Origin of the sequence: Arthrobacter sp. KNU-44 (assembly GCF_051843155.1) — a bacterium.
Taxonomy (GTDB): domain Bacteria; phylum Actinomycetota; class Actinomycetes; order Actinomycetales; family Micrococcaceae; genus Arthrobacter.
The window spans coordinates 1,306,060-1,318,879 of record NZ_JBPXNG010000002.1; the positions used below are offsets into that span (position 1 = coordinate 1,306,060).

The 12,820-nt window shown below is 62.6% G+C and carries 14 protein-coding genes; 4 read left to right on the forward strand and 10 right to left on the reverse strand.

The features are described from left to right. The 3 genes from flgL to ACSVHC_RS06860 all read left to right on the forward strand — a co-directional run bounded on the left by flgL (position 1) and on the right by ACSVHC_RS06860 (position 3,225). Entirely contained in the window at positions 1-888 is an 888-nt protein-coding gene (gene flgL / locus ACSVHC_RS06850) for a flagellar hook-associated protein FlgL (protein WP_437772494.1), read from the forward strand. Continuing rightward, positions 885-1,286, forward strand: coding sequence for a flagellar assembly protein FliW (locus ACSVHC_RS06855; protein ID WP_437772493.1), 402 nt, complete (start codon positions 885-887; stop codon positions 1,284-1,286). Before flgL ends, ACSVHC_RS06855 begins: the two co-directional genes overlap by 4 nt. A gap of 373 nt (positions 1,287-1,659) precedes the next feature. After that, the gene (locus ACSVHC_RS06860) at positions 1,660-3,225 is read left to right on the forward strand and encodes an APC family permease (protein WP_345452559.1); all 1,566 of its coding nucleotides are present in this window, start codon (positions 1,660-1,662) and stop codon (positions 3,223-3,225) included. A 63-nt stretch (positions 3,226-3,288) separates the two neighbouring features. On the opposite strand, the gene ACSVHC_RS06865 is transcribed toward ACSVHC_RS06860, so the two are convergent. The 10 genes from ACSVHC_RS06865 to ACSVHC_RS06910 form a co-directional block, all read right to left on the reverse strand. After that, positions 3,289-3,834, reverse strand: coding sequence for an AMIN-like domain-containing (lipo)protein (locus ACSVHC_RS06865; RefSeq protein WP_437772492.1), 546 nt, complete (start codon positions 3,832-3,834; stop codon positions 3,289-3,291). A gap of 418 nt (positions 3,835-4,252) precedes the next feature. Continuing rightward, positions 4,253-4,555 (reverse strand): DUF4193 domain-containing protein, encoded by a 303-nt coding sequence (locus ACSVHC_RS06870; protein ID WP_059388261.1) that lies wholly within the window; start codon positions 4,553-4,555, stop codon positions 4,253-4,255. 142 nt (positions 4,556-4,697) lie between these two features. Then, entirely contained in the window at positions 4,698-4,874 is a 177-nt protein-coding gene (locus ACSVHC_RS06875) for a hypothetical protein (RefSeq protein ID WP_236815494.1), read from the reverse strand. Positions 4,875-4,930: 56 nt separating this feature from the next. Continuing rightward, a complete protein-coding gene (locus ACSVHC_RS06880) occupies positions 4,931-5,776 on the reverse strand; it encodes a DUF6454 family protein (RefSeq protein WP_437772490.1) in 846 nt (281 codons plus the stop codon). After that, positions 5,760-7,304 carry an inositol monophosphatase family protein gene (locus ACSVHC_RS06885; RefSeq protein ID WP_439180680.1) on the reverse strand — a complete coding sequence of 515 codons (1,545 nt, stop codon included), beginning with the start codon at positions 7,302-7,304 and terminating at the stop codon, positions 5,760-5,762. Before ACSVHC_RS06885 ends, ACSVHC_RS06880 begins: the two co-directional genes overlap by 17 nt. Then, on the reverse strand, positions 7,301-8,362 hold the full coding sequence (locus tag ACSVHC_RS06890; protein WP_437772488.1) for an ABC transporter ATP-binding protein: 1,062 nt from the start codon (positions 8,360-8,362) through the stop codon (positions 7,301-7,303). Before ACSVHC_RS06890 ends, ACSVHC_RS06885 begins: the two co-directional genes overlap by 4 nt. A gap of 49 nt (positions 8,363-8,411) precedes the next feature. Continuing rightward, the gene (locus ACSVHC_RS06895; protein ID WP_439180681.1) at positions 8,412-9,275 is read right to left on the reverse strand and encodes an ABC transporter permease; all 864 of its coding nucleotides are present in this window, start codon (positions 9,273-9,275) and stop codon (positions 8,412-8,414) included. Then, positions 9,275-10,237, reverse strand: a complete 963-nt coding sequence (locus tag ACSVHC_RS06900) for an ABC transporter permease (protein ID WP_437772486.1) — start codon at positions 10,235-10,237, stop codon at positions 9,275-9,277. The genes ACSVHC_RS06895 and ACSVHC_RS06900 overlap by 1 nt, the downstream gene beginning before the upstream one ends. Next, a complete protein-coding gene (locus ACSVHC_RS06905; protein ID WP_437772485.1) occupies positions 10,234-11,394 on the reverse strand; it encodes an extracellular solute-binding protein in 1,161 nt (386 codons plus the stop codon). Before ACSVHC_RS06905 ends, ACSVHC_RS06900 begins: the two co-directional genes overlap by 4 nt. Before the next feature lie 172 nt (positions 11,395-11,566). Then, complete coding sequence (locus ACSVHC_RS06910; RefSeq protein WP_437772484.1) at positions 11,567-12,382, reverse strand: COG4705 family protein; 816 nt, start codon at positions 12,380-12,382, stop codon at positions 11,567-11,569. A 118-nt stretch (positions 12,383-12,500) separates the two neighbouring features. Here ACSVHC_RS06910 and ACSVHC_RS06915 point away from each other — a divergent pair, with 118 nt between their 5' ends. Continuing rightward, positions 12,501-12,815 (forward strand): hypothetical protein, encoded by a 315-nt coding sequence (locus ACSVHC_RS06915; protein ID WP_437772483.1) that lies wholly within the window; start codon positions 12,501-12,503, stop codon positions 12,813-12,815. Positions 12,816-12,820: the final 5 nt, after the last annotated feature.

A 12,820-nucleotide genomic window follows, 5' to 3' on the forward strand; every position in this document is an offset into this window, starting at 1 on the left:
ATGCTGAACCGTGTCACGACCCAGACAATGTCCGCGGCCGCACAATGGAACCTGCAGGCCGGGCAGGCAAAGCTCGCCGCGCTGCAGGACAAGGCCAGCAACCTCAAGAACATCACCAGGCCCTCGGACGATCCCGCGGCCACAGCGAACCTGCTCGCCACGAAAAGCCAGCTCAGCGCCGTCGGACAGTATTCGAACAACATCAACGACGGCAATGGCTGGCTGACCACCGCCGATTCGGCCCTCGGCCAGGCCACCAACATCCTCAACCGGGTCCGAGACCTCACGGTCCAGGCTGCCAATGGTTCCCTGAACAGCAACGCCAAGGAGGCGATCGCCGTCGAAATCGAAGGCCTCAACAAGGACCTCCTCGCCCAGGCGAACACCCAGTACCTGGGCCGCAACGTCTTTGCTGGAAGTTCCGATTCCGCCGGCGCGTTCAGCAATGCCACGCCACCTGTCTTCAACGGAACACCGGGCGGCACGGTGGAACGGCGGATTGACGCAACGCAGACAGTGCGGGTAGACGCCGACGGCGGTGCGATCTTCGGTGACGGCGCCGGCTCAGTTTTCGCTTTGGTGAGCAACGTCGTCGCCGATATCCGCTCCGGCGCGGATATCAGCGGCCGATTGGCGGCGATCGGTGACAAGATCAAGTCGGTCGTCAACGGACGTGCGGACGTCGGCGCCAGGCAGACCAAGCTCATGCGCGCCCAGGACTCCGTCGACGGGCTCAAGGCCTCACTCGACGCACAGCGCTCCGGAATTGAAGACGCTGACATCGGAAAGGTCGTCATGGACTTGAAGCTGCAGGAAACCAACTACCAGGTTGCCCTCGCAGTCACCGCCAAGACGCTCCAGCCCACGCTCATGGATTTCCTCAAATGAGCTCGGCACAGGCTTCCCGGGAGCTCAGCTTCACCGCGCCCATGCCGGGGCTTGAAGCTTCCGACGGCTTCGCTCTGCGGGAAATTGACGGCGCCCCCGGACTCTACGCGATGGAGTCGGCCAGCCCGCGCATCCGGATGTTCCTGGCCGAGGCCGCCGTTTACGTTCCGGGCTACGCGCCCACGATCCCCCGCTCGACGCTGGAGGATCTCGGCCTGGACCGGGCTGGGTTGGACCGGGCTGGGCTGGCAACCATCCTGGTCGTAGTGAACCCGACTCCGCAAAAGACCACGGTCAATCTCGCGGCCCCCATCGTGCTGAACCCGGAAACCGGACGCTGCACGCAGCTTCTCCTCGACAGCAAGGAATACCCGCTCCGGGCCGAACTGAGCGCCTAAGCAGCGCCCAGACCCCGACGCTCGCTCACTTTTGGGCCGTTTCCGGCAGACGCTCGCTCAGATGATCTGAGCGGGCGTCTGCCCTTTTGGCCGCATATGTGAGCGAGCGTCCCTTCGTGAGCCGTGGGATCGGGGCTCTTTCAACCTGCCGGCCTCCCGACGCTCGCTCACCTTTGGGCCGTTTCCGGCAGACGCTCGCTCACTTGATCCGCTTCGAACCAAATTGTTTCGCCAAACCACTTGCGCCAAGGCTTCTCCGCGTCCATACTAAATGAACGTCATTCATTTAGTGACTCCCGTCTCATACCCCGCTGACGGCTTCACGGCATCACCCAGCAACAAACCTTCGGCCCATTTAGAAAGAGCCAAGCACATGACTCAATTAACCCGCCCAAGCGCCAGGAAAACCGTGGAGGCCCACGATCCCGCTGGCACCGAACACGGCATCAGCGGCAAAGGACTCAAGACGGGGCAGCTGGGGCTCCTCGCCGTCGTCGTCCTGGGTATTTCCTCGGTGGCACCCGCCTACAGCCTGACCAGTTCCCTCGGCCCGGCGGTCAACGCGGTGGGCCTTCAGCTGCCTGCGATCTTCATCGTCGCCTTCATCCCGATGATCCTCGTGGCGTTTGCCTACAGGGAGCTCAACGCAGACTCCCCGGACAGCGGCACCACCTTTACGTGGGCCACCAAGGCCTTCGGCCCGTTCATCGGCTGGATGGGCGGCTGGGGGCTGCTGGCCGCGAACATTATCGTCCTGTCCAACCTGGCGGGCGTTGCGGTGGACTTCTTCTACCTCTTCCTCGCGCAGGTTTTCGGCAATCCCGATCTTGCCGACCTCACCTCCAACAAGGCCTTGAACATCGCCACGTGCCTGGCCTTCGTGGCACTGGCCGTCTGGGTCAGCTACCGGGGCCTGCACGCCACCAAACTCGTACAGTACGCCATGGTGGGATTCCAGGTAGTGGTCCTTGGCGTGTTCATCGTCATGGCCCTCACCCACGCCTCCTCCGGCGACACCCCCACGGCCATCGCCTTCAGCTGGGACTGGTTCGACCCCACGAAGATCAGCAGCTTCGAGCAGTTCGCTGCGGGCATGTCCCTGGCGGTCTTCGTCTACTGGGGCTGGGACGTCTGCCTGACGGTCAATGAAGAGACCAAGGGCGGCAAGGGCACCGCCGGCAAAGCCGGAACCACGACGGCGATCGCCGTCCTGGGACTGTACGTCGCAGTGATCGTCGCAACGATGATGGTGGCCGGCATTGGCGGCGACGGCATCGGCCTCAACAACCCGGACAACCAGTCCAATATCTTCGCTGCTTTGGCTTCCCCGGTGATGGGTCCTTTGGCCATCCTGATGTCCTTGGCCGTACTCGCAGGCACAGCGTCGTCCCTGCAGTCCACCATGGCCTCCCCTGCCCGAAGCCTTCTCGCCATGGGTCACTACGGCGCCCTGCCGCAGAAGTTCTCCACCGTAAGCAAGCGCTTCGGTTCCCCGGGATACGCCACCATCATGGCCGGGGCTATCTCCGGCGGGTTCTACGCCATCATGAAGGTGGTCAGCGAGAACGTTCTCAACGACACCATCCTGGCGCTCGGCTTGATGATCTGCTTCTACTACGGAATGACTGCTTTCGCCTGCGCTTGGTACTTCCGGCACAGCGTGTTCAGCAGCGTCCGCAACTTCTTCATGCGCCTGCTCTTCCCGGTGGTCGGCGGCATCGTGCTGACGCTGGTCTTCATCCAGACGGCGGTGGACAGCTGGTCCCCGGACTTCGGCAGCGGTTCAGAGATCTTCGGCGTCGGCCTCGTGTTCATCATCGGAGTGGGCATCCTGGCCCTCGGAGCGGTGGTCATGGTAATCATGGCCCGCGTCCGGCCCGGCTTCTTCCGCGGCGAAACCCTCCGGAAGGACACCCCGGCCCTCGTGGTACCGGAATAAAACTCAACATGTCAGAAGCCCTGGTCCGGAATTACCCGGAGCAGGGCTTCTGTGTTGGTTGCTTCACCACATGTGGGCGACGTCGATCACCAGCCGCGATCCTGTTCCCGGGCCGGCCAGCGTGAAGACCCTGAAGGGGAGCCGCGCGCGGACACCGAGGCCAATGCTCGTGTATCCCTCGAAGCTGCCCGCGAAGGCCACTTGCCGGAAGGTTTTGTAGTCCGAGACGTTCGTCAGCTCGTTCTTGTCGGCGGGGTTGTACGTGGCATTGCCGTTGGAGTTGTACGCGGGGGCGTTGACCGTGATCTGCAGGAACGCATTGCCCCTCAGCTCGACCGGAAGGCCCGAACCGTCCTGCAATACTTGTGGAACGTAGCGGATTGAATAACCGGCAACAGCGCCGTTCAGGTCGATCACCAGGCGGTCATAGCAGGGTTGCTCGCCCGTCCGGACATTGACCACTTGTGCCTGGGTCAGCGCCGGGTTGGACTTCGCCAACGATCCCCAGACGATTCCGCAATACGGCGCTGCGGACGCCTCCACTGGAGCCACGAGACCAAGCCCGGCGACCACTAGCAAAGCCGCGAACCAGGCATGAAACTTTCTCACTTGGGCCCATCCCCTTGAGTGCTTGAGCGATCCGATACCTCAAGCGTAGGAGCGTCGGGGCCCTTTCAGGAGCTTCGTATCCGCTTCGGCGCCCAACTGTTAGCGGGCTTTGAGAAGGGTCACGGGGACGTGATTCAGCGGCTTGGTTTCCGCGGTTTTCCAGGGTTTCCGGGCCGCATCGCGCCTCTGTTCGTTATCACGGATAACGACGCCGGAGTGGTGCTTCTGAGGGGTCGCGCGGTGGAGGTAGGCACCACGTCACAGAACTCCAAGCCGCCTAAGCAGCTCCGCGAGCGCGACGCCCGTTACGGGCTAGCCGCGCCGCGGGGCCGTCGGTACCTCGGACATGCAAAAGCCCCACCCGGCTGGTTTGGCGTTGCTGGTTTCCAGTCGAGAGGGGCTGCATTGCGTGCGGGGTTTAGCCTTCGCAGTCGCGGCAGTACTTGAGGCCGTTCTTTTCCAGCGCGATCTGCGACCGGTGACGGACCAGGAAGCACGATGAACACGTAAATTCATCGGACTGCTCCGGAACAACGATGACGGTCAGTTCTTCGCCGGACAGATCGGCGCCCGGAAGGTCAATGCCCTCGGCTGTGTCGTTCTCGTCGATGTCGATGACAGCAGTCTGGGCACCGGAGCCGCGCGACGCCTGAAGGGCCTCGAGCGATTCGGCGGGAGACTCTTCTTCGGTCTTGCGTGGGGCGTCGTAATCGGTAGCCATTGATTGGTTCACTTTCGTTGCTGCATAGTGCCATTTCAGGCACCTCAGTGAAGCAGTTTAGGGCATAGTACACGCCATCAACGAATAGTGTGTTCAACAAGACATCTGGCAATTCAAAAACCCCGGAATCCCGGGGTTTTAGTTACTCCGCGGCCCGGATTTTCCGCGCCTGGGCGTCGGCGATGGCCACACCGCTGAGGGCCGGGAGCCAGCCGTAGCGGGTAGTTTCAGTGGCACCGGAGGCCCCCAGCTCTGCGGCGTCGTAGAAGTAGGCGGCTTCGATCCAGGCACTGACCTTGGACATGATGGATACGATCATGCGGCCACGCTATCGAGGCCCCGTTCAGGACCGGTTTCCGGTCTGTCACGGCCGTGTTAAATGATCCTGTAGCTCAGTATCCGCGTGCCGCCGTCGTCGTCGCCGTCATCCGGCGCAGCGTGAATCAGCAGCCCGGATTCATCCACGGTGACGGTGACAGGGTTGCGTGTGATGACGTGACCGGCACTGCTGAACTCACTGATGGGCAGGTCCCCTGTGATTCTTTGCCGAAGCGGTTCAACCAAGGCCAGTCCCCCGAGTTCAAGGACACCGCCATCAACCTGCGGCAGCAGTGAAATCCCGCTGCACAGCAGCAGTCCCGGACCCAGGAGCTGGGCATCCTGGTAGTCGACGAAGTGGCTTGGATTCTCCCACTGATCCACCAGTTGGCCTTCCGTGTCCCAGGTGTAGAGCTGCCGGGAACCCCAGCTCCCGCCGAACACCAGGTCCAGCCCGGGATCGCGGGCGATCCAACCGACGTGGTCGTCCACACGGAACCGCTCACGGACCTCGAAGGTGCCCGGATCGATCGTGTAGACGATGCTTCTGCTGCCGGCCCGGTACTCGGCGACGGAAACCCACACGTGGTCGCCGTCGAAGTCGATACCACCGGGGTGATACGCCAAGCCCTCGCCCACGGGGATATCGCGTAGCAGCCCGCCTGCGTCAAGGACGAACACGTGCCCGCTCCCCCGTCCGGGAGTGCGCAGCGCCGGATCCGCGGCAGGGCGCGGCGCCTCGAGGATCTCAACGGACGACAAGAACGTCAGCCCTTTGGCGAACGCCATGCCCTGCGGGTGGTGCGTCGGAAAGTCGAGGCGGATCTCCTCAACCAGTTCGAAGCGGCTCCGCCGGTCAAGTGTGGAAACAGCGTCGGAGAGGAGCTCAATTGCCGGCTGCATGTGCCTGGCTCCACAGTTCGTAAAGCTCAGCCGAGTATTCCGGACGGGCAGCAAGCACCCCGCCCTGTTCCGGGAACGTGTCCATCTCGCCTTCGGAATTGAGGACAATGCCACCGGCCTCTTGAACAACGAGCGTCGCCGCCAGGTGGTCGATCGGACTGAAACTCCCGATGATTGCTCCGGCACCGCGCCCGGCAGCTACGCCCACCACCGTCATGGTCGCCGAACCCATGATCCGCATGATGCTGTGCCGCTCGCCAAGCTCCGCGAGAAGTTCCAACATTCCGGGCCACGGCAAGTGCCCCGCGAGTTCGGTCGCCACCACGGTTCCGGCCAGGGCCGCCGTCGAAACTCCCGCCGGAGCCAGCGACAGCGGCTTTCCGTTGAGCCAGGCACCATGACCGGACCACCCCTCGAAAATCTCGCCACGCCAAGGATCTGCGACCACGGCCACCGCGGGCTTGCGGTCAACCGCCAAGGCAAGCGAGAACGCCGTCCAGGGAATGTGGTTCACGTAGTTGGTGGTTCCGTCGACCGGATCAAGGTACCAACACGGTGCGCCGGGCACGGAGACTCCGCCCATTTCCTCGCCCACCACCGTGTGGCCGGGAAGGCGGGCGGCAATCACTTCGCGGACATGGCGCTCGACGGCGACATCGACTTCCGTGACCAGATCAGCAGGGTGCGCCTTGGTCGAGACCTGGCCACGATCGGCGTCGCGCATGTACCCGACGGCCCATTCGGCCAGCTCAAAGGCGACTTTCCGGGACTCAAGAACCTCATCGCCGGCGAGTCCCCCGGGAGCCTGGGCCGAAGCCCACACCTGAGGGTCTTCAGCGATGGCGCTTTGCAACAGATCCAGTTGGTTGCTCGTGATCGAATCCACGCCGAGTCCCAAGGCCCAGCGCATTGTTTCGAGATCATCAATGGTCCAGCACGCAACTTTGGCCCCCGCGGCGTGGATCTGTTCGACCATGTGCTTGCTGAGAACCACGTGCTCGGAATTGACGAACTCGGGATTCAGCTCGGCCAGCAGCTCTCCCGGCGGGGCGGTCCTCTTGCTCCAGGGCAGCCAAATCCGGGCGTCCTGGTCGAGGGCACGGATGATCCGCATTCCGTCCAGGTTCCCGCACCAGGCCACTTCGATGCCGCTTTCGAGCACGACGGCGGCGGCCGCCCCTGCGGGGCCGGGCTCGTCCATGTCGATGAGCAAGGTTGACCGACGGCCGCGGAAAAGCTCTAGGGCTTCGGAAAGCAGGGGAATCCGCTCCTCGCCGGCGCCCAGTTGCCTGATGCGGTCATAGTCGAGGTCTGCAGCGTCGGCGTCGAGGCTCCAGATCCTGAGCAGCGAGGCATCGTGGAGCAGGATCACCTGCCCGTCCTTCGTTACCCGGACGTCCACTTCCACGAGGTCCGCACCCGCGTCGATGGCTGACGCGATGGCGGGCAAAGTGTTCTCGAGATATTTGCTGGAGTCGCCCCGATGGGCCGTGGCGCGGGTCCTTTTGGTGTCAACGGTGTTGCTCAAAGTGCGGCACCTGCCTCTGCTACCAGGCGTCCGTCCCGGAAGGTCATGGCCTTGCGGATCCCCGCATATGTCTGTTGGCCTGGCTGCATGAGCTCACCGCTCACAAAGCTGCGGAGCTGGGCGTCGGCTCTGCGCACGTACACTTCCTGGAAGTGTCCGCGGGGGACGACCCTCTCGACCGTCGCCGGGACCGCACCCGCAAAGGGCGCGTCTGCCAGGATGACGTCCTCGGGCCGGATCCCGAGAATGTCCGGGCCCGCGGTGATGAGTCCGTTATTGAGCGAGCCCTCCAGACGGTTCATGCTGCCGATGAAGGTGGCCACAAACTCGGTTTCCGGGCGGGCATACAGCGCCTCCGGGGTACTGTATTGCTCGATCCGGCCCGCATTCATGACGGCGATGCGGTCGGACATGGACATCGCTTCTTCCTGGTCATGGGTGACGATGACCGTGGTGATGCCGAGTTCCTGCTGGATCTTGCGGATGTCTTCGCGGACTTTGACACGCAGTTTCGCGTCCAGGTTGCTCAAGGGTTCGTCAAGGAGCAAGAGCTTCGGCTCCTGGACGAGTGCCCGGGCCAAAGCCACGCGTTGCTGCTCGCCGCCGGAGATGCGGGCGGGCTTGGAATCCTTGTGATGCAAAAGGCTGACCAACTCCAGGACGGCTTCCACCCTGTCCTTGATCTCAGCCTTTGACATCTTGCGGAGCTTCAGTGGGAAGCCGACGTTCTTGGCCACGGTCATGTGGGGCCACAGCGCGTAGTTCTGAAACACCATGGCACTGGGGCGGTTCTCCGCACCAAGATGCGAGACCTCCTGGCCTTCCACCTCGATGGAGCCGGAGTCCGGCTCCAGGAAGCCGGCGATCATGCGCAGCGTCGTTGTCTTTCCGCAGCCGGAGGGCCCCAGCAGGGATACCAGTTCGCCCTCCTTGACCGACAGATCGAGGTTGTCGATGATGGTGCGGCCGCCGAGGATCTTGTGGAGACCGCGGATAGCCAGCCCACCGCCCGACGCCGGAGTTCCCGGCTTCGTTGTGCTGGCGGGTGGTTCAGTCAATGGTGCATGAATTGTCATGGGTTCTCTGTCTGACGTTGTGCGCGTGGCGCTATTTGATCTGGAAGCCTTCGGCGAGCTGGCCGCCGAGGATGTGCTTGTGCGCCGCGAGCATGAGGGCAACGGAGGGGATGGCCAGCAGGATCGAGAAGACGGCAGCCACCTGGGTAGGGTAGTTCAGCACCAGGCTGTACATCTGGGTGGGCATGGTCATGAAAGCAGGCGCACCCACCAAGTACGTTCCTTGTGCCTCGTCAAAGGACGCCAGGAAGGACATGACGGCCGCGACGATAATCCCGGGCAGCGCCATGGGGAGCGTCACTGAGGCGAACACACGCAATTTGGAGGCTCTGGCGTCGCGGGCTGCTTCCTCCAGGTTTCGCGGCACGGCAGCAAACGCTGCCGCGGGGATCCATGTCATGAAGACCACTGTGCCCAGCACGTGCACCACGAGGATTCCCAAAATGGTGTTCATCAGGTTCAACGCGTAGAAAAGAGCCGCCAGGGTAACGAACAAGCCCATCTTCGGAAAGGCGTTCGTCGCAAACAGGCTGATCAGGAAGAAGCGGCGTCCGGGAAAATCAAAGCGGGCGAAGGCGTAGGCCGCGGGCAAGCAGATGACCGCAGACACGAGGACCGTCAGCGGGGCGAAGAACAAGGAGTTCTGCACCGCGATGCCGAGCGCGCCGTCGTTGACGACCACCTGCCACCAGCGCAATGTCCAGTCATCGGGAAGGAGATTGGGGAAGGTCCAGTTACCGGCGAAGGCGCGGACGCCGAGCCAGAGCAAGGGTCCCAGGATGAAAACGACCATGAGTACCACGAACAGGCCCACCAGCGCACTGCGGACAATCGAGTCGAGCGTGAGGGGTCGGCGGGTGCGGGAAGCAATCGGGGATCCGGTAGGGAGAGCCATCAGACTTTCCCCTGTTCCTTGGCGGAACGGAAGTTTGCCCACACGTAGAGCGCGGCGATTCCGGAGGCAATCAGGAAGACAGTGAAAGCCATGACGGCGGACTGCTGGGGTTGGTTGAAGGCAGAGAAGTAGTTGGACATGTCCACTCCGAGCATGTTCGGTGAATTTGGCCCGGTGAAGTACGGGACCGTGAACGATCCAACAATTCCAATGGCCGTAAACGTCGTCGCGATGATGATCGGAACTGCCGCCATGGGAACGATCACTGAGACGATCGTGCGCAAGGAGCCGGCACCGGCGTCGCGGGCTGCTTCGATCATGGCGTTCGGTACGGACTGCAGTCCGGACGAGACCATGAGCACAGCGAACGGCAGGGACGTCCAGACCGAGCCGATGATGACCGTGACCATGGTGAAGGCCCACACGGGGAAGTCAAGTCCGAAGAGGGCGAAGACGCTCCGCAGGAAACCCGTGCCGGAGTAGAAGGTCAGGATCGCCCACGAGGCGATGACCACCGGGATGAAAAGCGGAACGATCGCCAGTCCGGAGAGGAGCCGGGCCATTCGACCGCCCTTGAGTTTGAGGTAGAGCCCAATGCCCAGCGCGAGGAAGATGACTGTTGCCGTGCTCACGAGCGTCACGATGACCGTGACCAGAAGGTCCCCGAGGAAGCGCTTGTTGGTGAACATCTCCTGGTAGGCGGCCAGTGTTCCCCACCAGGCGTCTGCCTCGTGCACGTTCTGGCCAATCGTGGCGATGGTGTGGTTCAACCCGCCGGTCAAGCCGATGCTGAAGCCGAAGGCGAGAACGATCGGGAAGCCGACGAAGATCGCGATCAACAGGATCGGCGGCAGCGCCATGAAGAACCCGACGGCGCGCTGGCTCAGTCGCTTGGGGCGCGGGGCACCGGCCGGCGGAACTGTTTGTTGCAGTTCCGCCGGCTTTTGAAGCGTGGTTGTCACTGGCCGGGAACCTTCTGGTCCCAGAGGTTGTTCAGGTCTTTGCCCATCTGGTCGAAGTAGCCCTTGCGCAGGTTGTTGGTGTCTGCGTCCTTGAACTTGTCCTTCACATCAGCCGGCAGTTTGTCGAGGCTGATGGCCGGGAAACCGGACATTTCCTTGATGATCATCGTCTGCGCGTCCGGCGAGAGGACGAAGTTGGCAAGCTTCAGCGCGGCTTCCTGGCGGGGCGAGGACTTGGGAATGCCGAGGTAGGCGGCACCGCCGGTGAAGGACGGGTTGCTGATCTGGGTGGCCTTCACGGTGGACGGGATCTGGCCGTTGGTCAAGCCGGTGATGAACTGGTCAGACCACACCGGAGCCATGGAGATCTGTCCCTTGGCGAGCAGATCAAGGGTCTGCTGGTTGCCGTTGGGGTAGACGCCGCTCTGGAAGACGGACGAGTTGAGGTCCTTCAACGTCGCGAAGCCCTGGTCCCAGTACTTCTCGAGGTCCTTCTCGTAGCCCACCGTCATCTTGGCGCGGGCGTCGGCCGGGACGAACTTGTCCAGAACGGTGGCAACGAACGCACCGCCGGATCCTCCCGACTTGGGCGAGTTGTAGGTGAACTTGCCCGGGTTTGCCTTGATCCAGGCAAGCAAATCGTCAAGGGTCTTCGGCGGAGTGGCAACTGTCTTGGTGTCATATGCCAGGAGTACTGCGGAGCCGCGGTACGGGATGCCGCCGGTGCCGCCGGCCTTGATGACGTCCTGCGGGACATCGTTCAGCGCGGAAATCGTCTGCGAGCTCACGGAGGTCAGCAGATTGGCTGCGGAGGCTTTGGAGACGAAGCCGCCATCGACGAGGTCGAAATCAGGTTCCTTGTTCTGCTCCGTGGCGCTGGTCAGTTTCGCCAGGGTCTGGGCATCGTGCTCGCCGTGCAGATCGAGGGTGACCTTGACGTTGTAGCCGGGATTGGCCTTCTCGAAGGCGGGAACGAGGCTCTTCTCCCACAGCTTCTGGACGTTCGTGTCGCCGCTGATGAACACGGTGATCGTCTTATCCGGTGATGCGCTGGCGCCATTGTTCTGGGCCGAAGCGGTACTGCTTTGAGCGCAGCCGGTCACAGCGGTGGCTGCAACAACGGCGACGGCGGCCGCTGCTAGGAAGCGGTTGGTCATGGTGTTCCTTCATCTTGAACCGAAAAGTCCCCCAAGGGCAGGAACTACCATCCAAGGGCAAGGTGAAGGAACGGGTCACGTGCTATGAATCCGGGGTGAACCGGAGGAAGAATTAACGCAAATATGTCAGGACATACGAACAATAGTACGAAACATGCGGCAGTGGATCGCCCTACTTGGCTCGCCGCCATGTGATCGTCAGGAACGTGACCAGTACAGCTATCGCAGCGGCGAGGGCCAGGCTGACAGGGCCAGTTCCCCAGTCGAGTCCCCCTCGGTCGGGGGAAACAGCGGTCCAGTCAGAGAAGGACGCCCCCAATGGCCGGGTCAGGATGTACGCGAACCAGAAGGCGGGGATCGCAGCCAGCAGGCGACGCCAATGGGCCAATGCGGGGACGGCGATGGCTACCGCGAACATGACGCCTGAGGCGAGGTAGCCGAGGCCGAGCGAGTAGGCAGTCAGGTCTCCGGTAGCCGTGCCAAGTGCGAAGGTTGTCAGCACCGCAGCCCAGTAGAAGGCCTCCCGACGCCGCGTGGTGATGCTATGGATGGAGAGGGTCTTTTCGCTCCGGTTCCAAAGCAGGAAAACGACGCCGAGCGCCACGGTGAAGAACAGAGTCGACGCCAGATAGGGGACGCCAAGTCCGACGTGGACGGCGTCCGCAGCCATCGTCCCGAACACGCTGACCATCGCGACGGCGGTCCAGTACACCCAGGGGATGTACCTGCGGACCCCGAACTGCAGGACCAACGAAATCACCAATGCCGCGAAACCGAGGCCCAAAGCGATCTCGGGTTCGAACCGGTGAACAAGGAAATCGGACGTCGTTTCGCCCATCCCGGTAGTAAGGATCTTCACTACCCAGAACAGGACGGTCACCTCGGGTACTTTCGAGGCGGAAGCTCGGGAGACTGCGCTTTGCAGTTGATCGCCAACAGCTACGGTGTCCTTGGTCCGCGGGCTAGCGGTGAGTTCTTCGGGCATCATGGACCCCATTGTTCATGGCTTTCCCGAGCGTTTCCCGAATGTGGCACTCGGGCACGCCGCCCTGAAACGGCAGCGAACCCCCTCAAGCAACCGGTCCGATCCGCGGGATAATGGAACTATGGCCGATCAGGATCAGGATCCTTGGGATGAGTTCGACAGGCTCAAGCCCGCAGGACACGATCGCGTCCAGGGCTATCCCGGAGGAGAACCCTTGGGATTTGGCTTCCAGACGGGCGTGCGGAGCGCAAAAGTGGCCTTCGGTTTCGCCGTCTACACACTGGTCCTCGGAACCGTACTCGTCCTTGTCGGGATCATTGACTTTATCGGCACGGGCGAGTTGCTGTGGCTCGGATTGATGGTGCTCATCGAGGCCGCCTTCATCTACGGATTCATCCAGCTGGCGCACCAAGCGCGCAACCGACGCTCAACTTAGACGGC

What these genes read in the sequence shown, in the direction of transcription:
- ACSVHC_RS06905 (WP_437772485.1), bottom strand. Translation starts at nt 11,394, where the DNA reads ATGACCAACCGCTTCCTAGCAGCGGCCGCCGTCGCCGTTGTTGCAGCC.
- ACSVHC_RS06880 (WP_437772490.1), bottom strand. Translation starts at nt 5,776, where the DNA reads ATGCAGCCGGCAATTGAGCTCCTCTCCGACGCTGTTTCCACACTTGAC.
- ACSVHC_RS06855 (WP_437772493.1), top strand. Translation starts at nt 885, where the DNA reads ATGAGCTCGGCACAGGCTTCCCGGGAGCTCAGCTTCACCGCGCCCATG.
- ACSVHC_RS06860 (WP_345452559.1), top strand. Translation starts at nt 1,660, where the DNA reads ATGACTCAATTAACCCGCCCAAGCGCCAGGAAAACCGTGGAGGCCCAC.
- ACSVHC_RS06875 (WP_236815494.1), bottom strand. Translation starts at nt 4,874, where the DNA reads ATGATCGTATCCATCATGTCCAAGGTCAGTGCCTGGATCGAAGCCGCC.
- ACSVHC_RS06915 (WP_437772483.1), top strand. Translation starts at nt 12,501, where the DNA reads ATGGCCGATCAGGATCAGGATCCTTGGGATGAGTTCGACAGGCTCAAG.
- ACSVHC_RS06870 (WP_059388261.1), bottom strand. Translation starts at nt 4,555, where the DNA reads ATGGCTACCGATTACGACGCCCCACGCAAGACCGAAGAAGAGTCTCCC.
- ACSVHC_RS06895 (WP_439180681.1), bottom strand. Translation starts at nt 9,275, where the DNA reads ATGGCTCTCCCTACCGGATCCCCGATTGCTTCCCGCACCCGCCGACCC.
- ACSVHC_RS06910 (WP_437772484.1), bottom strand. Translation starts at nt 12,382, where the DNA reads ATGATGCCCGAAGAACTCACCGCTAGCCCGCGGACCAAGGACACCGTA.
- flgL (WP_437772494.1), top strand. Translation starts at nt 1, where the DNA reads ATGCTGAACCGTGTCACGACCCAGACAATGTCCGCGGCCGCACAATGG.